At 70.7% G+C, this 21,073-nt stretch carries 19 protein-coding genes; 12 read left to right on the top strand and 7 right to left on the bottom strand.

Annotated features, from left to right (window positions below):
- Positions 1–60: 60 nt before the first annotated feature.
- Positions 61–663, top strand: coding sequence for a DJ-1/PfpI family protein (locus HDA40_RS12565; protein ID WP_253755228.1), 603 nt, complete (start codon positions 61–63; stop codon positions 661–663).
- Here the strand turns inward: HDA40_RS12565 and HDA40_RS12560 are convergent.
- Positions 654–1,238 carry a hypothetical protein gene (locus HDA40_RS12560; protein ID WP_253755226.1) on the bottom strand — a complete coding sequence of 195 codons (585 nt, stop codon included), beginning with the start codon at positions 1,236–1,238 and terminating at the stop codon, positions 654–656. The two genes, HDA40_RS12565 and HDA40_RS12560, sit on opposite strands and share 10 nt — an antisense overlap.
- A 57-nt stretch (positions 1,239–1,295) precedes the next feature.
- On the opposite strand from HDA40_RS12560, the gene HDA40_RS12555 reads away from it, so the two are divergent.
- Both HDA40_RS12555 and HDA40_RS12550 read left to right on the top strand, forming a co-directional pair.
- Positions 1,296–2,258: a DUF1152 domain-containing protein gene (locus HDA40_RS12555; RefSeq protein ID WP_253755224.1), complete on the top strand. Its 963-nt coding sequence runs from the start codon at positions 1,296–1,298 to the stop codon at positions 2,256–2,258.
- 150 nt (positions 2,259–2,408) lie between these two features.
- Positions 2,409–2,795: a RidA family protein gene (locus tag HDA40_RS12550; RefSeq protein WP_253755222.1), complete on the top strand. Its 387-nt coding sequence runs from the start codon at positions 2,409–2,411 to the stop codon at positions 2,793–2,795.
- Positions 2,796–2,853: 58 nt separating this feature from the next.
- Here HDA40_RS12550 and HDA40_RS12545 read toward each other — a convergent pair whose 3' ends face one another.
- From HDA40_RS12545 to HDA40_RS12535, 3 genes are read right to left on the bottom strand one after another with little or no spacing between them, the layout of a single operon-like run.
- Positions 2,854–5,313 carry a hypothetical protein gene (locus HDA40_RS12545; protein WP_253755219.1) on the bottom strand — a complete coding sequence of 820 codons (2,460 nt, stop codon included), beginning with the start codon at positions 5,311–5,313 and terminating at the stop codon, positions 2,854–2,856.
- The gene (locus tag HDA40_RS12540) at positions 5,310–6,638 is read right to left on the bottom strand and encodes an SWIM zinc finger family protein (protein ID WP_253755217.1); all 1,329 of its coding nucleotides are present in this window, start codon (positions 6,636–6,638) and stop codon (positions 5,310–5,312) included. Before HDA40_RS12540 ends, HDA40_RS12545 begins: the two co-directional genes overlap by 4 nt.
- 35 nt (positions 6,639–6,673) lie before the next feature.
- Positions 6,674–7,069 (bottom strand): VOC family protein, encoded by a 396-nt coding sequence (locus HDA40_RS12535; protein ID WP_253755215.1) that lies wholly within the window; start codon positions 7,067–7,069, stop codon positions 6,674–6,676.
- A 59-nt stretch (positions 7,070–7,128) separates the two neighbouring features.
- On the opposite strand from HDA40_RS12535, the gene HDA40_RS12530 reads away from it, so the two are divergent.
- From HDA40_RS12530 to HDA40_RS12520, 3 genes are all read left to right on the top strand, one after another.
- On the top strand, positions 7,129–7,590 hold the full coding sequence (locus HDA40_RS12530) for a MarR family winged helix-turn-helix transcriptional regulator (protein ID WP_253755213.1): 462 nt from the start codon (positions 7,129–7,131) through the stop codon (positions 7,588–7,590).
- 320 nt (positions 7,591–7,910) lie between these two features.
- A complete protein-coding gene (locus tag HDA40_RS12525; RefSeq protein WP_253755211.1) occupies positions 7,911–9,254 on the top strand; it encodes an MFS transporter in 1,344 nt (447 codons plus the stop codon).
- Positions 9,251–11,008: a glycoside hydrolase family 2 protein gene (locus tag HDA40_RS12520; protein ID WP_253755209.1), complete on the top strand. Its 1,758-nt coding sequence runs from the start codon at positions 9,251–9,253 to the stop codon at positions 11,006–11,008. Before HDA40_RS12525 ends, HDA40_RS12520 begins: the two co-directional genes overlap by 4 nt.
- Before the next feature lie 7 nt (positions 11,009–11,015).
- Here the strand turns inward: HDA40_RS12520 and HDA40_RS12515 are convergent, their stop codons facing one another.
- Positions 11,016–11,993, bottom strand: coding sequence for a DUF2804 domain-containing protein (locus HDA40_RS12515; protein ID WP_253755207.1), 978 nt, complete (start codon positions 11,991–11,993; stop codon positions 11,016–11,018).
- A gap of 170 nt (positions 11,994–12,163) precedes the next feature.
- On the opposite strand from HDA40_RS12515, the gene HDA40_RS12510 reads away from it, so the two are divergent.
- From HDA40_RS12510 to HDA40_RS12490, 5 genes are all read left to right on the top strand, one after another.
- Positions 12,164–12,961 carry a M15 family metallopeptidase gene (locus tag HDA40_RS12510; protein WP_253755205.1) on the top strand — a complete coding sequence of 266 codons (798 nt, stop codon included), beginning with the start codon at positions 12,164–12,166 and terminating at the stop codon, positions 12,959–12,961.
- Positions 12,962–12,986: 25 nt separating this feature from the next.
- Positions 12,987–13,631: an N-acetylmuramoyl-L-alanine amidase gene (locus tag HDA40_RS12505; RefSeq protein ID WP_253755203.1), complete on the top strand. Its 645-nt coding sequence runs from the start codon at positions 12,987–12,989 to the stop codon at positions 13,629–13,631.
- A gap of 29 nt (positions 13,632–13,660) precedes the next feature.
- Complete coding sequence (locus tag HDA40_RS12500; protein ID WP_253755201.1) at positions 13,661–14,308, top strand: peptidoglycan-binding protein; 648 nt, start codon at positions 13,661–13,663, stop codon at positions 14,306–14,308.
- Positions 14,309–14,402: 94 nt separating this feature from the next.
- Positions 14,403–17,537 carry an AfsR/SARP family transcriptional regulator gene (locus tag HDA40_RS12495; protein WP_253755199.1) on the top strand — a complete coding sequence of 1,045 codons (3,135 nt, stop codon included), beginning with the start codon at positions 14,403–14,405 and terminating at the stop codon, positions 17,535–17,537.
- Positions 17,534–18,802, top strand: coding sequence for a phospholipase D-like domain-containing protein (locus tag HDA40_RS12490; protein WP_253755198.1), 1,269 nt, complete (start codon positions 17,534–17,536; stop codon positions 18,800–18,802). Before HDA40_RS12495 ends, HDA40_RS12490 begins: the two co-directional genes overlap by 4 nt.
- Positions 18,803–18,848: 46 nt before the next feature.
- Here HDA40_RS12490 and HDA40_RS12485 read toward each other — a convergent pair whose 3' ends face one another.
- Positions 18,849–19,619: an alpha/beta fold hydrolase gene (locus HDA40_RS12485; RefSeq protein WP_253755196.1), complete on the bottom strand. Its 771-nt coding sequence runs from the start codon at positions 19,617–19,619 to the stop codon at positions 18,849–18,851.
- Positions 19,620–19,760: 141 nt separating this feature from the next.
- On the opposite strand from HDA40_RS12485, the gene HDA40_RS12480 reads away from it, so the two are divergent.
- Positions 19,761–20,615, top strand: a complete 855-nt coding sequence (locus HDA40_RS12480) for a helix-turn-helix transcriptional regulator (protein WP_253755194.1) — start codon at positions 19,761–19,763, stop codon at positions 20,613–20,615.
- A gap of 9 nt (positions 20,616–20,624) precedes the next feature.
- Here the strand turns inward: HDA40_RS12480 and HDA40_RS12475 are convergent, their stop codons facing one another.
- Positions 20,625–20,999, bottom strand: coding sequence for an SHOCT domain-containing protein (locus HDA40_RS12475; protein ID WP_253755192.1), 375 nt, complete (start codon positions 20,997–20,999; stop codon positions 20,625–20,627).
- Positions 21,000–21,073 lie beyond the last annotated feature (74 nt).

The following is a 21,073-nucleotide window of genomic DNA, read 5'->3' as shown; positions in this document are numbered from 1 at the left end:
AGGCCGCTGTCGCCGGATTGGCCCTCGACTCGACTGCGCCGGGTCGGCCATCGTCAGCTCATGCAGGTAGCCGTGGTCACCTTCGACGGATTCAACGAACTCGACAGCTTTATTGCGTCCGCGCTGATCAACCGCTGTCGCAAGCGCGGCCTGGAAGCGTTCATCACCACGCCGACACCGGTCGTCACGTCGATGAACGGCGTCGAGGTCACCGGCCAGCGGCCGCTGGAGTTCGTGACCGAAGCCGAGGTCGTGCTGATCGGCAGCGGGATCAAGACCCGCGACGTCATCGCGGACGACCAGCTGGTCTCCCGGCTGCCGCTCGACCCGGCCCGGCAGCTCATCGGCTCCCAATGCTCGGGCGCGCTGGTACTGGCCCGCCTCGGGCTGCTGGGCGACATGCCCGCCTGCACCGACATGGTCAGCCGCCCGTACGTCGAGGCCCGCGGCGTCACCGTCCTCGACAAGCCGTTCCACGCCGAGGGCAACATCGCGACCGCCGGCGGCTGCCTCGCCTCCCAATACCTCGCCGCCTGGGTCATCGACCGGGTGCTCGGCGAGGACGCCGTCCGGGAGGTCGTCGGATACGTGGCTCCGGTGGGTGAGAACGAGGAAACGGTCGACCGAGCCCTGCGCGCTGTCCGCGTACCGGTTCAGGCGTAGAGACCGAGTGTGGTGACGGCCGCGTCGTCGATGGTGCTCGGATCGAAGCTCCAGGCCGCGGCCATCAGCAGCACGTCCTCCTCCGACGGCGTCGTGCGGAACCAAGCCTCCGCCTCGTCGTCCGACCAGTCCGCGTAATCCGCGACCGGGCCGAGCACTCCCTTACCGATGCGGATCTCGTCCGCGGTGGGATCGCCGACGAACAGCGGAATCTCGCCCTGTTCGCCGATGAAGCAGTAAGCCCGCAGGACCTCGCCCGCGCGGGCGATCGCCCACGCGTGATACCCGACGACCCGCTCGTTGGCGAAGAACTGGACCTCGCCCAGGCTGCGACTCAAGTCCCCCAGCCATTCAGCGAAGCCCAGGTCGTACGCCTCGAAGGGCAGATCCCTTCGGCTATGGGCGACCGTCCATCCTGGTATCGGTGAGGCCATATAGACACCCTGGCCGTAGGCGAGGTCCACGCCGGTGGCCCAGTCCATCGACTGCCGGTCGTGAAGTCCGAGGGCGTCGGCGATGTCCGCCGCGGTCCGGTCGCGGACTGCCAGCCAGGAGGTCTTGTACCCGAAGCCCACGCCGCCCCCGCTCTCTCATCGTTCGTCTCGGAGCGTAGGCGCGGTATCGTCGGCGCGGTGCAGCGGCCCGCGATCTTCGCCTCGCTCGATCCGGCTCAGCGCGTCCTGATCGCTGGGGCCGGCGGCGGTTTCGACGTGTACGCGGGACTGCCGCTGGCATCGGCTCTGCGGGACAGTGGCAAGCAGGTGTTCCTGGCGAACCTGTCGTTCTCCGAGCTGCACGTGCTGGACCTCGGCGTCTGGGCTGCCCCGAACGTGGCCGCGGTGACTCCGGCCACGGCCGGGCTCGACGACTACTTCCCGGAGCGGTCCCTGGCGGTATGGCTGGCGAGCAATGAAGCGGCCGCCGAGCTGCCCACCACCGTGTACGCCTTCCCGAAGGTGGGCGTGGAGCCTTTGCGAGAGGCGTACGCGGCGCTCGTCGAGTTGCTCGGCATCGACGCGATCGTGTTGATCGACGGTGGGACGGACATCCTGCTGCGGGGTGACGAAGCGGCGCTGGGCACCCCCGTCGAGGACATGACCAGCCTGGCCGCCGTCGCCGGGCTCGACGGCGTACCGGTGCGGGTCGTGGCGTGCATCGGGTTCGGCATCGACGCGTACCACGGCGTGAACCATGTGCAGGTGCTGGAGAACATCGCCGACCTCGATCAGGACGGCGCGTACCTCGGGGCGTTCTCGGTTCCGAGTGGGTCCCGTGAAGCTGAGCTGTATCGGAGCGCGGTCGAGCATGCCCAGGCGACGACACCGTCGCGCCCCAGCATCGTCAACGGCCAGATCGCTGCGGCGCTGGCGGGACGGCACGGCGACGTGCGCTTCACCCGGCGTACGCGAGACAGTGTGCTGTTCGTCAATCCGCTGATGGCGCTGTACTTCACGTTCGACCTGATCGGGCTGGCCCGGCGGAACCTGTACTTGGACCGGCTGGAGCACACCATCGGGATGAACCAGGTCGCATCCCGGATCGCGGCATATCGGGCGGAAGCGCCGACCCGGACCCCGCGCGCCTTCCCGCATTGATCAGTCCCGTAAGGAATTGATCAGGGTGCTGCGGACACGACACGCCGGTCGATCACGACCAATAGTTCATGATCGCGCGGAAAGGGCGGGGTGGGGGCGGGGCGGAAGCGGGGAGGGGGCGGGGTGGGGAGGGGCGGTAGCGTGGGCGGGGTGACAGAGCGACGCGCGATTCTCAGTGGTTCGACCTTCGAGGAGCAGATCGGCTACGCCCGCGCCGTGGTCCTCGGGGACGCGGTCTACGTCTCCGGCACCACCGGCTTCGACTATGCCACGATGACCATCTCCGAGGACGTGGTCGAGCAGGCCGCGCAGTGTCTGCGCAACATCGGGGCGGCGCTGGCCGAGGCGGGCAGTTCGTTCGCCGACGTGGTCCGCGTTCGGTATCTGCTGCCTGACGCCGCGGACTTCGAGCCGTGCTGGCCGGTCCTGCGCGAGTGCTTCGGCGAGGTACGCCCGGCTGCGACGATGCAGGTGTGCGGGCTGGCCGATCCGCGGATGAGGATCGAGATCGAGGTCGACGCTCGCCGGACGCGATGATTCCTCGTCCCCTGCCCGGCCGACCCTCCAGGCAGGGGACGAGTGCTTGACGGGTCCGTCAGAGGACCCCGGCCAGGGCGTCGCGCAGGCCGTTGGCCGCCTTGGCGAACTGGCTGCTGCCGCCGCGATCGGCCACCGTGTCCAGGCCCTCGACCTGATCCCGGCGGCCGAGCGTACGGGTGCACCGTTCGGCGAGCTGGAGGAGGTCGGCGGTGCCGACGCGGGGCTTGGGCAGGGCGAGCAGGGCCGGCAGCGCGCCGACGCTGATCTGCCACGCGGTTTCGATCGCGCCGGCCTCGGCCGTGTCGCGGAGCACGGTCGCGGCGCGCGTGAGGACGAGCGAACCGGCCGCCACGCAGTCGCCGAGGTGTTGTCCGGTGGCCCGCCAGTCCACCGCCGCGCCGAACCCGAGCAGGGCGTCGACGGCGGCGACCCGGTCGGCAGCCCCCGGGGCGGTCATGCCGTAGACGAGGGCGAGCTGGGTGGCCGGACCGGTCGGCCCGTGATTCTCCGCGAGCAGCGGCAGGATCTGCGCCGCCTCGCCACCGGCGTTGGCGCTGTCGGCCGACATAGCCAGCTGCGTCAGCGCCCAGGCGGCGACCACCTCACGATGCGACGGGAACGCACCGGTCCACAATGGTGCGCCGGAGCCCGGAATCCACGGCGAACTCTGCGGCTTCTGATGCCTCGGGTACGCGAACAGCGCGGCCTCGACGGGATCGGCGTTCGCCGGAGGCTCCATCATGACGGCCATCCGGCGTTCCGGCAGCTTGCCGTACCACGAGTAGCGGCCGTCCTGGCCGTCTTGGGCGTACGCGGTGACGACGGGATCGCGATGGCCGTCGCGGAAGTGGCGGGCGAGCGCCTGCCCGGCTGGGCTGGTGAGACGGCCCGCCCGTGCGCGTACGCCGTCGCCGGGGTCCATCCGAGGCAGTCGCAGCAGCGCCTGGACGAGGTCGGCGCGCCACGGCTGCCAGCCGTCCCGTTCGGCCAGTTCCAGGCGGCCAAGCAGAACTTCGGGATCGAGGTGGCCGTTGGTCTGCGTCGGGGTGGCCACGAGCCGGGGAACCGGGGTGCGCCGCAGGTAACGCTTGATGGTCGCCAGCCGGACCTCCAGCAATGTGGACGGTGAGCGTTCCGAGTCGGACAGCGGCCTCGTCAGGGCGTGGTCGGCCCGCAAGTCGGCGAACGCCTCCATGAGCCAGGTCGACCGGCGCTCGGGCGGTTCGAGGAGGTCGACCAGCATCTCCCCGTACGCTCCCCAGAAGGCGCTCGTCCAGTACCGAAGGCTGTGCCGGTTCGCTTCGACGACCGGGGCGATCGCCGCGATCAAACCGGCCCGGTCGCGGCCGTACAGCTCCACGACCGCAGCCATGACCCGTTCCATGGTCACCATCGAGCGGTCGCCGCTCATGGTCGCGGCGATCTCCTCGGCGACCTCGGCCGGAGTCGTGATCGGCGCCGGCATCTGCGGCACTGTCGGCGCGATCGGCGGCGTCGACGGCAGCAGATCGAGAGTCTCCGGCAGGTCGAGCGACGCGAGCAGCTCGGTGCTTCGCGCCGGATGCCGCTTGGCCGCCTTGCGTACCCAGCTGATCTGGGTCTTGATCAGTCCCTTCTCCTTGCGCCGCAGGATGATCGCGGTGACGTCGAGGAGGGTGTCGACCTCCAGCAGGCCGGCTTCGTCGGCCTGGCGCAGGCTGCGTTGGGCGAGTGTGGCGAGGGTGCCGAGGTCGGCGTCGGCGAGGCCGGCGTAGTCGGCGACCCGGGCGCCGATCTCTTGTGGAGTGACGTTCAGCTCGTCATACAGCGCGATGAACGAGCGCAGGTCACCGGGCCGGCCGCCGCGCAGAAGCCGGGCCAGGCACCCGTCGACGAGCATCGTGCGGATCGAGGGGTCGTCCCCGGCGAGGCGCAGGAGCGCGGTGTTGAAGCTCGTGCCAGAAGAGCTGAACTGCCACTCGCGGCCCATCGTGTCGTCCTCGAACAGTAGCGGAAGGAGGTGGCCGGAATAGTCGCCGGCGGTCAGGGCCGCGTAGGAGTCGTTCTGCTGGTTGACCCAGCCGATCCAGCCCCGGGCGAACCCGGCCGTCTGCGGCCGCTCAGCTCCCGCCGCACCGGCGAGGGCGTCGACCAGCTTCCACTCGTCCACGTCCGACAGTCGCGAGGTCTGCGCCCACAGCTGGGCCAGCTCCGCCAGCCACGGCACCTCACGCTCGGCGAGCAGCTCCAGGGCCATCCGCCGGGGGATCGTTCGGCGCTGCCACCGCAGGCTGCCGCGGTTCAGCGCCGTCATCGCCCGCTTCGCGGTCGGGGCGCAACCCAGGAACGCCAGGCCCGCGACGGCCGCATACCCGCCGCGCCAGTCCCGCAACTCCTCCTTCGTGTACGCGACCACGGCGGGGAACGCAGCCTTGCGTTCCTTCTCCGACAAGGTACGCAGATAGGCGTACACGAGTTCGGTGGACCGTTTGTCGATCGCCCGCGCCAGCTCGGGAGCCAACTCCGAGGCGGTCATGCCGCGACCTCCTCGAGCACGCCGACGCTGATGAGCGCGGCCAGCTGGTGCTTGCACGGTCCCCGGCCGCCCCGGTATTTGCCCCACCACTGGCAGGTGCAGCCGGCGGGCCGCCCGTCGGCCATCCGCACCTGATACGTCGTCTCACCACTGTCGACCTCGACCCGATCGGCGAACGGCCGGACGGCGCCGGCGTCGATCAGCGCACGGGCACCGGCCAGCCGTGGGTTGAGCCGGGCGGCGGCGTCGGTGCCGAACGGCATCACGCGGTGGAAGTAGGCGCCCTCGGTCACGTCGAAGCCGACCCGTCCCGCCGTCCCGAGCAGCGTCAGCGCCGCGCGTACGCGGTCGGCGGGCAGGTCGCACGCGCTGGTCAGGCCGTCGACGTCGATGACCGGGTCCCAGGCCAGCAGCGCGCTCACCAGGTCGGCGTCGTCGGTGGTCTGATCACCGGTCAGCTGGTTCAGCACCGCGCCCTCGCCGGAGAACCCGCGGGAGACCTCCGGCGACAGCGTCAGCAGCAGGCGTACCGTCGGCGTTTCGAGCAGCCAGGCGCTGGCCACCGGAGGACTGGCCGGGCCGGCAGGCGGGCCGAAGACGGTCAGCGTCTTCGCGTGCCGCAGCAGGCCGCGCAAGGTGGCGAGCCGGGCGCCACCGGACAGGCACACCGCCCCGGCGACCGGCCGGGAGGTCAGCCGCAGCGACCGTCCCGCTGGGACGACCCACATCACCTTCCGGTCGTTGGGCAGCCGGCGCAGGAAGTCGGCGGCCTCGGCCGCGCCGATCGAGGCCCGGGGCTCCATGCCGGACGCGATGACGGCCACCTCGGCGAATCCCCGCAGCCATCGTCCGGGCAGCGGCACCTTCCGCTCGACCCGCGTACCGTCCATCGTGGAGACCGTCAGGTCGTCCGGGCCGACTGCGAGGTGCAGCGGATCCAGTCCGGCCACCCGAGCCAGGCTCAGCCGCAGCGGATTGTTCACGTCCACATTGGTCGTGCCGTGGTCCGGCGTACGCCCGTCGAGTCCGGCCGGCAGGACGTCCATCCGGGCGTACACGCCGCAGCAGCCGCTGAACGACTCGAACCGCAGCATGTCCCGGCTGCCGGTGACGACCGGGTCCAGGCTCGCCCGCGCGGTCGGTTGGTAGTAGCGGGTGCGGGCCACGTCGGCCACCGCGAGCAGACCCAGCGCCACCGGCTGTGGGGTGGTCACGAAGCCTTCGAAGAACCGCGGATTCGCCGCGTCACCACCGGACGTCTGCAGATCCAGGCCGCTGCCGGACAGCTCCGACGGCCGGGCGTACGCGTAACTCGCAACGGACATGCGGGGAAGATAGCGGAGACCGCCGACAAACTGTCTCAGTAGGACTGAAGCTCGATCAGGACGCCGCCGGGCGCCCGAAGATGAGCGGTACGCAGATTCGATCCCCACTGTGGACGATCAGTCGGCGGAGCCACCATGGACGCACCGTGCTCCATGCAGGTGCGGGTTCCGGCGTCCACGTCGGCGACCCGGCAGACCAGCATGACAGAGTTCTGTGGATCGGCCGAGGTCTCGACGCCGACCGCGGCTGCCATCAGTTTCGCGTCGAACATGGACAGCAGTCCTTGCCCGTCGACGTCCCAGCTGGCGTAGGGCCCGGCCGGGCCGCCGGCGGCGAGGTCCGCCCCGGCCAGTTCGGGCAGCACGGCGGCGTAGAAGGCGTACGCCGTGGCGAAGTCGGCGACCAGAAGGCGGGGGTGCAGCGCGTCCATCACTTCTCCAAAATTAGTGGGTGCGAACCCACTATAGGGTATCGCCTACAATTGCCGTCATGGAGAAGCCGCCGACCCTGCTGGCCATCGACGCGTACCTGCTGTCACGCAGTGGCAAGGCCGGCCGCGACCGGGTGGCGGCCCGGCTGGCCGCGTACGGGTTGCGGTTGTGGCACTTCGCCGTGCTGGCCGCCCTCGCCGACTTCGGCCCGCACTCGCAGCGCGACCTGGGCGCCCGGTTGAACGTCGACGTCAGCGACATGGCCAAGGTGATCGACCAGCTCGCGGTGGACGCGCGGATCGACCGCGTCCGCGACGAGGCGGACCGTCGGCGGGTGCTGGTCAGCCTGACCGATCGGGGGCGGGAGCTGCTCGCCGAGCTTCAGCGGGAGGCGGCCGACGTGGATCGCGAACTGCTGGCGGGGCTCGACGCGGGAGAGCGCAAGCAACTGCGTGCGCTGTTGCTCAAGGTGTTCGCCCAGGTCGACGGGGCCTCAGGTGCAGTTGTAGATCAGTTGTAGTGGCGCTCGCTAGCGTGCGGGCTGCGCCTGCCGGTCCGCGACACGACTCCGGTGCCGGGGTGGCGACCGAGGTTCCGGAGGGGGCCGTCGTGGCTGGGTCGCAGACCGGCGCCCCGGCTCCCTCCGGCAACCGGTACGCCTTCCCGACACGTCGATGACCATGACGGCGGATCTCGTCACTCGCTGGGAGCAGCTGGAATCGGCTTTGGGGCAGGCGGTCCTTCAGGGTGCGTTGCGGCGATCGACTCCGGGGTCGCGTATGTAGAATCCGCTTCACGTTCGGGCCGCCCGGCCCGGTTCCACCCCGATGGAGGCAGGTCGTGACTGTTCCCACGGCCACCGAAGCCGCCGCCGCGCCGGCCGTCGCCGGTTCGCCGGACCGCCTCGGCGTACGCGTCTGGACCTCCCTGGTCCTGCTCGGCTTCGTCGGGCAGCTCGCCTGGACCGTCGAGAACATGTACCTCAACCTGTTCGTCCACGACACCGTGTCCGGCGACCCCAACGCCATCGCGACCATGGTCGCGGCCAGCGCGGTGGCCGCCACCGTCGCCACCCTGCTGATCGGGGCGATCTCCGACCGCCGGGGCCGCCGCCGGGTGTTCATCTCCGTGGGCTACCTCGCCTGGGGCGTCACCACCGCCGGGTTCGGACTGATCACCGTCGGCGGGATCGGCGACGTCCTGCCCGGCGCGGACGCGGTGCTGCTGGCCGTGGTCGCCGTGATCGCGCTGGACTGCGTGATGTCGTTCATCGGCTCCGGAGCCAACGACGCCGCGTTCCAGGCTTGGGTCACCGACGTGACCCGGCCGGCGAACCGAGGCCGGGTGGAGTCCGTCCTCGCGGTGATGCCGCTGGTCGCGATGCTGGTCGTGTTCGGCGGCTTCGACGGCCTGACCCGGGCCGGGCACTGGCGTACGTTCTTCCTGATCGTCGGCGGGCTGATCACGGTGATCGGCGTGGTCGCCTGGTTCCTGGTCCGCGACGAGCCGACCCCGGTGCGACGGGAGTCCGGCCTGCTCGGCTCGCTGCTGCATGGACTGCGCCCGTCAGCCGTCCGCGCCAACCCGGGGCTCTATCTCGCGCTGTCGGCCTGGTGCCTCTGGGGCGTCTCGACCCAGGTCATCCTGCCCTACCTGATCATCTACATCCAGCGATACCTCGACATCGACGGGTACGCCCTGGTGCTGGCCGTGGTGCTGATCGGGTCGTCCGTGGTGAGCATCGTGGCAGGCCGGTTCATCGACCGGATCGGCCGCATCCGCTTCCTGGTGCCCGCCGTCGGCGTCTACGGCGCCGGGCTGCTGGCCATGTACTTCGCGCGCGGCACCGTACCGGTGATCCTGGCCGGGCTGGTCATGATGTCGGGCTTCATGCTCGTGCTGGCGCCCATCGGAGCCCTCGTCCGCGACTACTCGCCGCCGGATCGGGCCGGGCACGTGCAGGGCCTGCGCATGATCTTCGCGATCATGGTGCCGATGATCGCCGGCCCGTTCCTCGGCGCGGCCGTCATCAGCAACGCGGGGGAGACCTACACCGACCTCGGCGTGGTCAAGCAGGTCCCGACCCCGGCGATCTTCCTGGCGGCGCTCGCGGTGCTGGTCCTCATCGCCGTGCCCATCGTGGCGCTGCGCCGCCGCCACCAGCCTCCGCAGGCCACGGCATGACCGAGCTGCTGACGCCGTGGGGTGCGGATCTCGACCCCGACCACGTGCTGACCGAGTATCCGCGCCCGCAACTGGTCCGCGACAGCTACCTGAACCTCAACGGGCACTGGGATTACGCCATCACCGACGGCGGCATCGCCGACGGCGAGCCCACGGCGTACGACGGGGTGATCCTGGTGCCGTTCTCCCCGGAGACGCCGTTGTCGGGCGTCGGCCGGCAACTGGGACCGGATCAGACCCTGTGGTACCGGCGTACGCTGCGGCTGCCCGACGGCTTCCGGACCGGCCCGGCGGCCCGAGTCCTGCTGCACTTCGGCGCGGTCGATCAGACCTGTGAGGTGTTCGTCAACGGCGTCGCCGTCGGCGCGCACGTCGGCGGCTATCTGCCCTTCCACTGCGACGTCACCGACGCGCTCACCGACGGCGACAACACCCTGGTCGTGGCGGTACGCGACGGCACCGACACCGGCCACCACTCGCGAGGCAAGCAACGCACGCGGCGAGGCGGGATCTGGTACTCCCCGCAATCCGGGATCTGGCAGACCGTCTGGGCGGAATGCGTACCCCAGACGCATGTGCGGCGGCTGACCCTGACGCCGCGACTGGATTCCGACTGCGTCGAGATCACCGTGCACGCCGACCCGGACGCTCCACACGCGACGGTACGCGTCCTCGACGGGGACACGGTGCTCGGCACCGCGACGGCCGCCCCGAACCGCCCGGTGTGCGTACCAGTGCCTGATGCGCGGCGATGGAGTCCCGACGATCCGCAGCTGTACGACGTGACCGTGACCCTCGGCGACGACGCGGTCCGAAGCTATGTCGGCATGCGGTCGTTCGGCGTGGGCCCGGGCCCCGACGGGACGCCGCGTCTGCTGCTCAACGGCGAACCGTATTTCCACGCGGGCATCCTGGACCAGGGCTACTGGTCGGACGGGTGGTACACCGCGCCGTCCGACGAGGCGATGATCCACGACATCGCGACGATGAAGCGGCTCGGCTTCACCATGCTGCGCAAGCACATCAAGGTCGAGCCGGCGCGCTGGTACTACCACTGTGACCGGCTCGGCATCCTCGTCTGGCAGGACATGGTCAACGGCGGCGGCCGATACCGGCCCCTGGTGGTGACGGCGCCCGCGGTGACGCCGTTGCGGCTGTCCGACCGGCATCACGGCTGGTTCGGCCGCGCCGACGCCGAGGGACGCGAGCAGTTCCGCGTCGAGCTGCGCGAGACGATCGAGCACCTGCGCAACGTGGTCAGCATCGCGGTCTGGGTGCCGTTCAACGAGGGTTGGGGCCAGTTCGACGCCGCACGGATCGCCGCCGAGGTGGCCGCGCTCGACCCGACGCGGTCCGTCGACCACGCCAGCGGCTGGCACGACCAGGGCGCCGGCGATCTGCGCAGCCTGCACGTCTACTTCCGGCCGTTCCGCGTGCCCCGGCGCGGGCGGGATCGGCGGGTGCTGGTCCTGTCGGAGTACGGCGGCTACAGCCTGCCGGTCGCCGGGCACACCACGACCGAGCGCGAGTTCGGCTACAAGCGGTTCGCCGATGCCGAAGCGTTCGGCGCGGCCTTCCGGCGGCTGCACGCCGAGCAGATCGCGCCGGCGATGGCGCGGGGGCTCAGTGCGACCGTCTACACCCAACTCTCGGATGTGGAGGATGAGGTCAACGGGCTGCTGACCTACGATCGCCGCGTCCTCAAGGTCCCCGAAGACCTCGTCCGGGAGGTTAACGGGCAGCTCCGGCTCTGAGCACCGGCTACCAGCGGTTGCGGGCCTCCTCGGCCCAGCCGACCAGCCCGTCCAGGCTGACCCGGTCGCCGTCGTCGGTCAGCGCCCAGCCGTCGAAGGTCCCGAAGCACTGGTGCGTCTCGTTCGCCACGACCGCCAGATTCGTCTTCGCGACCTTCTCGTGAAACGGGTGGAACTGCGCCTGCACACGCTCGCCGCTGATCCGCCACGGGCGCAGCCAGTCCGACCGGTCGTAGTCCCAGCGCAGCTCCTCGCCGATCTTGTGCAGGCGGCCGTCGACGAACAGGCCGTTCTCGGTCACCCCGGTGCCGTCGGTCCACTTTCCACCTAGCTGGATCGCGCGGCCCCCTCCTGCGCCGGCCGCCCAGTTCCAGGTGATCGAGTAGGGCCACTTGCCGCGCCCATGGTCCAGGACCGCGAACGCCCCCGGGCCGATCTCGTGCGTACGCCCGTGCAGCACCAGCGTGCCGGTGACCGGCCGGCCGAGATCCTTCACGGTGTATTGGAACCGCTGGTCGCCCCACGGCACCACCACGCCCAGCGACTCGTGGCCCGGCGGCAGCGGGATCTCGACGTCCAGCCGCACGTCACGGGCGGTCGCGTGGATCGTGGTGCCGTCCGGCCGCTGCGTGATGTCGATCGACAACCCGCCGCCCCGCGCCGACGCCGCGCCCTCGCCGCTGCGCGGCGGCATCACCACGCCCCGAGCCAGCGGGACGACCGCGTCCGTGCTGGTCTCGCGGCCGGTCGCCCGGTCCAGCACATAGACCCCGTGTACGCCGGCGTAGTCGATCGACGAGGCGACGAGGCCGATGATGTGCTCCGGCGTCACGATGCCCCAGTACTCCCAGCGCTTGGCCCGGCCCCAGCCCCGCAGGTTGGCCGTGTGCAGCGGGCGGCGCGTCCAGCCCACCGCCGCGCGGTTGAGCCGCCCGTCCGGCAGGCACAGCTCCACGGGGGCGGTCAGCTCGGGCTCGTGAGTCATGGCGGCACGATATCGCCCCATGATCTCCGCGAGCGGCTGGACCTGCGGAATTCGCCGTCGTCGCTGCCTTGTCACCGTGTGTGTACGCCGCATGTACACCTATTCATTGCCATGCGTGATTGGCCATCCCTACTGTGCTCGCACACATCCCCGTCCCTGCGGAGGTTCCCTTGTCTCGACGCTCTCTCGGCGCGCTCGTCGCGCTGTGTGTGGCGATGACGACGACAGCCGTCGCCCTCATCGCCGCACCCGCTCAAGCGGCGTGTGCGTACCAGTGGAAGAACTCGTCCCTTTCGGAGGGCGACACCGGTCCGGACGTCCGGGAGCTGAAGATCCGGCTCTCCGGCTGGACCGGCTACGCCAACACCTACTACCTGGACGACATCTTCGGCTCCGAACTCGGCGACGCGGTGAACCGCTTCAAGAAGGAGTACGGCCTGCCGAACGACCGGATCGCCGGGCCGGCCGTCCTCGCCAAGCTCGACTCGTTGCAGTCCAGCGACTGCAGCACCGACCACTTCGACTGGGCCGAGTACAAGGACGGGTGCAGCGCGCCCTGGGACTCGGCGCCGCTGAACGACGCGGCCGAGGCCAAGGCCAACGTCCGGGTGCTGTTCTGGAAGCTCGAAGCGCTCCGCCGCGACCTCGGCGACGTGCCCCTGATCGTCACCAGCGGCTGGCGCGGCAGCTCGTCGTGCTGGAGCTTCCGCGAGAGCAACCACAACTACGGGCTGGGCATCGACATCCAAGGCACCAAGGGCGCGAACACCAGCCAGCTCTGCACCATCGCGAAGGCCGCCCGGTACCACGGCTTCAACGAGATCCTCGGACCCGGCAAGCCCAGCGGCGACCACGAGACGCACGTCCACCTCGCCTGGTTCCGGTCGAAGGCCGCGCCCTACCCGAGCTGGGAAGGCTGGAACGCCTGGAACTGGAACGCCCCGACCTGCGGCGTCGTCCGCAGCTGACCCCCATCGATCCTTGGAGGACGCTGTGCTCAGCACCCCTGGCGTACGCCGGCGCGCAGTTCTCGGCGCGGTGGCCGGCCTCGCGGCCGCGCCGTTCCTCGCGAACCCGGCCTTCGCCGCCGCGCCGAAGATCTACCTCGACCCCGGGCACGGCGGCACCGACGGCGGAGCCGCGGCGAACGGGCTGGTGGAGAAGAACATCACCCTCGACATCGCGCTGCGTACGCGCACGATCCTGCTGAACAACTGGAGCGTGTCGGTGCGGATGTCACGTACCACCGACATCACCCGCAGCCTCACCTACCGCACCGACGACGCCAACGCCTGGGGCGCGAACCTGTTCGTCAGCATCCACATCAACTCCGGCGGCGGCACCGGCTTCGAGAGCTACGTCTACCCCGGCGTCGGCTCCCGGACGCTGAACCTGCAGGACGACGTCCACGCCGCGGTCCTGAACAACGTCCGCGACATCGGCTCGGTCACCGACCGCGGCCAGAAGCAGGCGAACTTCCACGTGCTCCGGGAGACCGCGATGTCGGCGGTGCTCACCGAGAACATGTTCATCGACACCAGTCACGACGCGGCATTGCTCGCCCGTGACGACTTCCGGCAGGCGGCCGCCCGCGGTCACGCCCGTGGCATCGCCCGTTTCCTCGGCCTGATCGCCTGACCGTCCCCCCGTTCTGAGAGGAGCTGACGATGATCGGAATCCGGCGCGTCCTCGCGGCGCTCGTCGCCGCGGTGGCCGTCGGCGGCGGCGCGGTGGGTTTCCTGCCCAGTCCCGCGTACGCCGCGACGACGCTGTGCACGACGACCCTGCGGTACGGCGACAGCGGAAGCTGCGTCAGCAAGTTGCAGACCAGGCTCAACGAACTCGGCCTGGACTGCGGTAACAAGCTCACGGTCGACGGCAGCTTCGGCCGGTTGACCCGCATGCGCGTGTACGCCTTCCAAGGGCGCTTCCGGCTGGCCGTCGACGGCGTCGTCGGCCCGAACACCCGGTCCGCCCTCGCCTCGGCGACCGACGGCATGGGTGTGATCTGCGACTCCACCGTCGCCGACCACATCCGGGCCATCTGGCCGGACGGATCGCAGGAGAAGGCGATCCGGGTCGCCCGCTGCGAGTCGGGGTTGAACCCGATCGCGGTCGGCGGGCCGAACACGAACGGGACCCTCGACTTCGGGGTGTTCCAGTTCAACGACGGCGGAACCCTGCAGGAATACCTGCCTGGCTCCACCCGGGCCGCGAAGGTCGACGCCGCGCTGACCGCCGACGACAACATCCGGGCAGCCCTGCGTCTGTACCAGGCGCGCGGCTGGCAACCCTGGTCGTGCCGTGACGCGTGACGCGCTGCGCGTCCGTTCGTGGGTCAGCTGCCGCACGGTGCGTGTGCGGCAGCTGACACGCCGGCGTCGCAGTGGCGTGGTAGAACCGTTGCCCATGCGGTTCCTGATGCTGGGGGCGCTGGACGTCCAGGTCGGCGGCTTGTCGGTGCCATTGGGCTCGGCCAAGCAACGGCTGCTGCTGACCGCGCTGCTACTTGCCCCCAATGAAGTGCACCGGACGGGCGACCTCGCCGACCTCGTCTGGGACGACGACAAGCCCGCCTCGGCGCCGGCCAACCTGCGCACGTACGCGCATCGGCTCCGGCAGACGCTGCACGACGAGTCCGGCGGCCCGAGCCGGCTGGTCAGCCGGGGCGGCGGCTACCTGCTGCGGGTCGAGCCGGGCGAGCGCGACCTCGACGGCTTCGACCAGGCCGCCCAGCGAGGGCGGCAGGCGCCGCTCGCCGGTGATTCGGCCGCCGCCGAGCTGTGGCTGGGCCGGGCGCTGGAGGTCTGGCAGAACCGGCTGCTGGCCGGCCTCGTCCTGCCCCGTGAGCTGGCCCGGCGGGTGGCGTACCTGGAGGAGCAGCGGCTGCTCGTCGAGGATGACTACGTCCAGGCGCACCTCGACCGGGGTGCCGCCACGGAGATGATCGGCCGGCTCCGGCAACGGGTGGAACAGCACCCGCTGCGGGAAGGCAGCTGGCGGCAGCTGATGAGCGCGCTCTACCAATCCGGCGACGCCGTCGGCGCGGTGACGGCGTACCTCGCGGCCCGGCAGACCCTCGCCGACCGCACGGGACTCGATCCTCATCCGCGTCTGCAAGCGCTCTACCAGGACATCCTGCATCACAATCCGGAGCTGGCGAAGGCCGATCCCCGGCCAGGCGAGTCCGGTCCGGGCGTCGAACCGGCTCAGCTGCCCGCCGACGTCGCCGCGTTCGCCGGCCGGCTACGGGAACTCGACCAGCTGGGCGAGCTGTGCAAGCCGTCCGCGCCGTCGGCCTGCGTCATCACCGGCATGTCCGGCGTCGGCAAGACCGCCCTGGCCGTCCACTGGGCGCACCAGGTCAAGGAGCAGTTCCCCGACGGCCAGCTCTACATCGACCTGCGGGGGTACGCCGCCGAGCCGCCGCGTACGCCGCTCGACGCGCTCACGCAATTCCTGCGGGCGCTGGGTGTGCCGTCGACGCAGGTGCCGATGGACACCGACGAGGCGGCCGCCCTGTTCCGCACGATGCTCGCACACCGGCGGCTGCTGATCCTGCTCGACAACGCGCGTACCGCCGACCAGGTGCGCTCCCTGCTGCCCGGCGGATCCGGCTGCCGGGTGCTGATCACCAGCCGGGATCGGCTCACCGGGCTCGTCGCGCGGGACAACGCCCAGCGCGTCAGCCTGCGCCCGTTCAGCCCGGTCGAGGCGGTCGGCCTGCTCCGGTCGGTGCTCGACGATCCGGGCCGCCACGCTTCGGCGGAGCTGTCCCGGTTGGCCGAGGCTTGCGGCCACCTGCCGCTGGCGCTGCGCATCGCCGCGGCGAAACTGGCCGACCATCCCGACGAGGACCTCACCGGCTATCTGGACCAGCTGACCAGCCAGGGTCCGCTGCGTCAGCTGGCCGTCGACGACGACGGGCAGGCATCGATGGCGGCGGCGTTCGAGGCGTCCTACCGGGCGCTGACCGGGGCAGCCCAGCGCATCTTCCGGCTGCTGGGTACGACGCCGGGCGGCGACGTCACGGCGTACTCGACGGCGGCGATGGCCGGGATCGACGCGGCCGAAGCGTCCCGCCTGCTCGGCGTGCTCGTCAACGCCCACCTGGCCGAGCCGCGCGGCCGTGACCGCTACGGCCTGCACGACCTCCTGCGCGAGTACGCGCGCGAACTAGCCGACGCCGCGAGCGAGCGGCCCGACGCCGTGGCTCGGCTGTGCGACTTCTACCTCGCGACGATCAACAACGCCGCCGCCAAGTTGTACGCGCACACGATCCGCCTGCCGGAGGGCGCCGCCCATCGCAGTGACGACGCGTTGGACCTGGCCGACGCCGGGGCCGCCCGGCGCTGGCTCGACGAGGAACTGCCCAGCGTCACCGCCCTGATCGGACACTGCGCCCAGGCCGGGCCGGCCCCGATGACCTGGCTGCTCACCGACGCGCTGCGGGGCTACCTGTGGATCCGCCGGCCGGTCGCCGAATGGCTGCACGCCGCCACCCTCGGTCTGGCCACGGCCGAAGCGCACGGGCAGCACGCGGCGGTCGCGGCGATGCACCTGGGCCTGGGCCAGGCCTGCCGGGCGGTCGGCCAGCTCAGCGAGGCCGACGAGCATCTGCGCCACGCCATCGACGCCGCCGGGCGGTCCGGCTGGGACGATGTGCGGGCCTCGGCGCTGACCCAACTGGCCGTGGCGTACGCCGGCAGCGGGGCCAGCCGGGACGCCGAACGCCTGCTGGGCCAGGCTCTGGAGATCTACGGCCGCACCGGGCGGCGATCCAGCGAGGCGGTGGTGCTGACCAACCTCGGCACGCTGCACTACCTGCTGGGCGACATCCGGCAGTCGGTCGTCTTCGGACAGCGGGCCCTGGATCTGTATCGGCAGACCGACAATCCCAGCGGCAGGGCGACCGCCCTGTGCAACCTCGGGATCAACCTCGCCCTGCTCGGCGAGACCGAGGCCGCCCGCGTCCATCTCGTCGAGGGGATGCGGATCGCCGTCGACCTCCAGGACCCGCTCAGTCAGGCCCTGGGCGAGCAGGGACTGGCCCAGGTGGCGGCGCAGGAGGGTCAGGCCGTCGCGGCGGTGCGTCACGCCGACGCGGCGATCGAGCACGCCCGCCTCGCCGGGGACACCGGTCACCTCGTGCGCTGCGCGGTCGAAGCCGCCGTGCTGCGCATCGACCTCGGCGAGCGGTCCGACGACGCCGCGGCCGAGTTGGACCGGCTGCACCGCGAAGCCACCGCGGCCGGCAACGCGCACACGGCCGCCGTGGCGTTGATCGGACTCGGGCGTACGCATCTGCGCGACGGCCGGTACGCGGATGCCGCCGAGAAGTTGCGCCAGGCCGTACAGCTGGCCCAGCAATGGCAGTACGAGCTGGTCGAGGCCGAGGCGCTGGACGTGCTGGCGGTGCTCGCCCGCGCGGAAGGACACCACGACCACGCATGTGATCTCGCCGAGCAGGCCGCCGACCGGATGGCGAAATGCGGCCTGCTACCTGCTCGGCACAGTCGATTCATCCTGGGGAGGAACGTATGAGACTACGGCGATTCTCGGCCTGGCTGGCGATGTCCGGCCTGGCCTTCGTGCTCGCGCCGATGGCGGCGGCCCAACCGGCGGCGGCCGCGTACGCACCCGTCACACATCCCGTGTTCAACAACCCGTACAACTCGACCTCGACCGCCGTCTACGACGAGGTGGTCCGGCTCGTCGACGGGGCGGACGCGGGGTCGATCGTGCGGGTGGCCATCTTCGAGGCCCGCAGCGCGGCCATCGGGGCGGCCCTGCAGCGGGCGATCGCCCGGGGCGTGGACGTCCGGATCGTGCACGGCTCCAACACCGGTCCCGAAGGCGGATCCGATGACTGGACCTACGACTTCCTGCCCGCGCGTACCGAGGCCAACGCGGCCGGGTCCTGGCATGTCGCCTGCGGCAACGCGCCCGGGTCGGCGTGCGTGGGCACCGGGATCATGCACAACAAGTTCATGACGATCACCTCCGTCGGCGGCGTACGCAACGTGGTGCTCATCAGCTCGCAGAACTGGTGGGGCAGCAGCCCCTACTGGGAGAACGCGATGGTCGTCGTCGACAACGCCGGCCTGTACGGCAAGTTCAACGCGTACTTCTCCGACCTCGCCCTCAAGCACAAGAACAACGACTACTACAACTCCGCCGACGGCAAGCCGGTCTCCTACAACGCCGACGGCACCGAGGCGGCCAGCGGCTACGGCGCGTTCCGCAACTACTTCAGCCCGATCGCCGACGGCGACGGCAACTTCGTGCTGGACATGTTGTCGCGTGCCGACTGCTCGGCCCGGGACCTGCCCGACAGCCTCGGTCACAACGGGCGGACCCTCATCCGGGTGGCGATGAACGGCTTCACCCGCTCCGACATCGCGCGACTGCTGGCGTCGCTGGATGCCGAAGGCTGCGTCGTGCAGCTGATCTACCACGTACGCACGGACGGGCTGAACGCCGGCGTCGTCGACGCGCTGCGTTGTTCGGGTGTGCAGCGCTGGTGGAAGCCGACGGGCACCGACCTGCCCCGCAGCGTGCACTCGAAGTGGTTCGCGATCTCGGGCAAGCTCAAGTCCGGGGCGACCGAGGAGATCGTCTACACCGGTTCGACGAACTGGAGCAGTCCGGCGGTCTACGACAACGACGAGTCGCTGCTGCGCATCTCGGGAGCCAAGACCTTCCAGGCGTACTTCGACAACTTCTCCGACATCGTCCACACTCCGGAAGCCACGTCGACCACCTCCGACGACTGGCGTACCTCCCGGGAGCCGGGCGGCAGCTGCTGATCGCCGGCCGGGGGTGTCTCCACACTGGAGACACCCCCGGATCACCTCAGCGGATGAAGTCGCGGACCAGTTTCACGAACTCGGCCGGCCGCTCGGTCGCCATGAGGTGCCCGCAGTCCAGCTCCGCGTACGCGGCTCCGGGGATGCCGGCGGCCAGCTCACGGGAGTGTTCCACGGGCACCAGCGTGTCGCGGCTGCCACCGATCACCAGAGTCGGCGCCTGGATCCGCGGCAACAGCTGCCGCACGTCCAACCGCAGATCCAGGTCGAGCTGCCGGAGCCGGTTCGCGTTCGGCTGATAGCCGCCCGCGAGTTCGTCGACGGCGGCCCGGTCGAGGGAGTTCAGGTACTCGCGGCTGAACGCCTGCAGCATCGCGTACCGGGCGAACGTGTCCGGGACGCCGGCCAGGTCGCGCCAGACGGTCAGCACGTTGCGGAAGTACTCGTCGCCCTGCCCGGCGAAGCCGGCGGCCAGGACGGCCGTGCGTACCAGGTCGGGCCGCGTGGCGGCGAGCGTCGCGACGACCACCGCACCCATGGAGTGCCCGACCACGTCGGCGGGTCCGGCCCCGACGTCGGCGATGACGGCGGCGACCTGGTCGGCGAGCTGCTCACCGGTGAGGTCGCGGCCATCGTCGCGGGCCAGGTCGCTGCCGGACAGGTTCGGCAGCACGACGGTGCAGCGGTCGGCGAACGCGTCGGCCACGCCGTCCCAGGAGGCGCCGCCTCGGTTGGTTCCGTGCACCAGCACGAGCGGGCGACCCTGGCCCGTCGTCCGGTACGGCACGCGGGCGGAGCCGACTGTGATCTCGATCATTTCGCTGTCCCTTTCTGATCGCGGTACGCCAGCGACAGTGCCAGGACCGGGTAGTGATGAGGAGGGGAGCGGTTTGCCTAGGAGCAGCGCTCCTAGGCTGCTCAGCGGCGATCCGGGCGCGAAGGGCCGAGGATGGACGACATGAGGATGGACCAGGTCAAGCTGGCGGACTTCCTGCGCCGGTCGCGGGAGCGCCTCCCGCCGCAGGAGGTCGGGCTGGCGGCCGGACCGCGACGCCGGACGCCCGGTCTGCGCCGCGAAGAGCTGGCCCAGCTGTCGGGGGTGTCGGCCGACTACGTCATGCGGCTGGAGCAGGCGCGCAGTTCACAGCCGTCGACGCAGTTGCTGGCCGCGCTCGCCCGGGCGTTGCGGCTGACCGAGGACGAGCGCGACCACCTCTACCTGCTCGCCGGTCACCGCCCGCCGGAAGGCGCCCGAGCCGGCACCCACGTGCGACCCGGTCTGCTCTATCTGCTCGACCGGCTGGGGGACACCCCGGCTCAGCTGCTGACCGACCTCGGCGATCTACTCGCGCAGAACGCCCTGGCCGAGGCGCTGTTCGGCTGCGTCTGCTCGATCGCCGAACCGGATCGCAACGTCGTCTGGCGCTGGTTCACCGACCCGTTCGTCCGGGAGGCGTACGCCGTCGAGGAGCACGACGACCTCAGCCGGATGCACGTCGCCGACCTGCGAGCGGCGGCGACCCGGCACGGCTACGACCGCCCCTCGACGCTGCTGATCCAGCGGCTCGAAGCGGCGAGCGAGGAGTTCGGCGCGCTCTGGCAGGAGCACGAGGTCGCCGTACGCCGCGACAGCCGGCTGCGCGTACGGCATCCGGCTGTCGGGCTCATCGAATTCGACTACGAACTACTGCAGACTCAGTCCGCCGATCAGCGGCTGCGGTTGTTCACGCCGCCGCCGGGCTCGCCGAGCGTCGACGCGCTCGGTCTGCTCCGCGTCGTCGGCCCGGAGACCGCGCATCGCCGCCACCGATGACCAGTCCGGTCAAGCGGTCAGGCCCATCGCCCGCTGCTTGAGCGTGGCGTACTCGGCGTCGTCGATCTTGCCGTCGTCGTGCAGTTTGCTGAGCCGCTCGATCTCGTCCGCGGTGGAGTGGACCGCCGCCTCCGGAGCGCGATACGGCATCATGCCCATCGAACGCATCTCGGCCTCGGTCGGCTTCGGCCGCGCGATCAGGTAGACCAGCGCGCCCAGGAACGGCAGGATCACCACGAACGCGATCCAGCCCGCCTTGCCCCAGCCGGACAGGTCCTTGCGCCGGAACACGTCGGCGAAGACCGCGATGAACATCCAGATGAACATGAACCAGAAGAAGAATACGATCATCGACCACAGCACGTCGCCGAAGTCCATCGTCATCGACCTCTTTCCTACTCGACGACCCGCAACTCATGGCTGGTCGTGTTCCATCGCCGGCCGCCGCTCGGTGACGG

This window comes from Hamadaea flava (assembly GCF_024172085.1).
Classification (GTDB): Bacteria; Actinomycetota; Actinomycetes; order Mycobacteriales; family Micromonosporaceae; genus Hamadaea; species Hamadaea flava.
This window is presented reverse-complemented; position numbering and strand designations above follow the sequence as displayed.

What these genes read in the sequence shown, in the direction of transcription:
- HDA40_RS12565 (WP_253755228.1), top strand. Translation starts at nt 61, where the DNA reads ATGCAGGTAGCCGTGGTCACCTTCGACGGATTCAACGAACTCGACAGC.
- HDA40_RS12545 (WP_253755219.1), bottom strand. Translation starts at nt 5,313, where the DNA reads ATGACCGCCTCGGAGTTGGCTCCCGAGCTGGCGCGGGCGATCGACAAA.
- HDA40_RS12540 (WP_253755217.1), bottom strand. Translation starts at nt 6,638, where the DNA reads ATGTCCGTTGCGAGTTACGCGTACGCCCGGCCGTCGGAGCTGTCCGGC.
- HDA40_RS12535 (WP_253755215.1), bottom strand. Translation starts at nt 7,069, where the DNA reads ATGGACGCGCTGCACCCCCGCCTTCTGGTCGCCGACTTCGCCACGGCG.
- HDA40_RS12530 (WP_253755213.1), top strand. Translation starts at nt 7,129, where the DNA reads ATGGAGAAGCCGCCGACCCTGCTGGCCATCGACGCGTACCTGCTGTCA.
- HDA40_RS12520 (WP_253755209.1), top strand. Translation starts at nt 9,251, where the DNA reads ATGACCGAGCTGCTGACGCCGTGGGGTGCGGATCTCGACCCCGACCAC.
- HDA40_RS12515 (WP_253755207.1), bottom strand. Translation starts at nt 11,993, where the DNA reads ATGACTCACGAGCCCGAGCTGACCGCCCCCGTGGAGCTGTGCCTGCCG.
- HDA40_RS12500 (WP_253755201.1), top strand. Translation starts at nt 13,661, where the DNA reads ATGATCGGAATCCGGCGCGTCCTCGCGGCGCTCGTCGCCGCGGTGGCC.
- HDA40_RS12495 (WP_253755199.1), top strand. Translation starts at nt 14,403, where the DNA reads ATGCGGTTCCTGATGCTGGGGGCGCTGGACGTCCAGGTCGGCGGCTTG.
- HDA40_RS12490 (WP_253755198.1), top strand. Translation starts at nt 17,534, where the DNA reads ATGAGACTACGGCGATTCTCGGCCTGGCTGGCGATGTCCGGCCTGGCC.
- HDA40_RS12485 (WP_253755196.1), bottom strand. Translation starts at nt 19,619, where the DNA reads ATGATCGAGATCACAGTCGGCTCCGCCCGCGTGCCGTACCGGACGACG.
- HDA40_RS12480 (WP_253755194.1), top strand. Translation starts at nt 19,761, where the DNA reads ATGAGGATGGACCAGGTCAAGCTGGCGGACTTCCTGCGCCGGTCGCGG.
- HDA40_RS12475 (WP_253755192.1), bottom strand. Translation starts at nt 20,999, where the DNA reads ATGACGATGGACTTCGGCGACGTGCTGTGGTCGATGATCGTATTCTTC.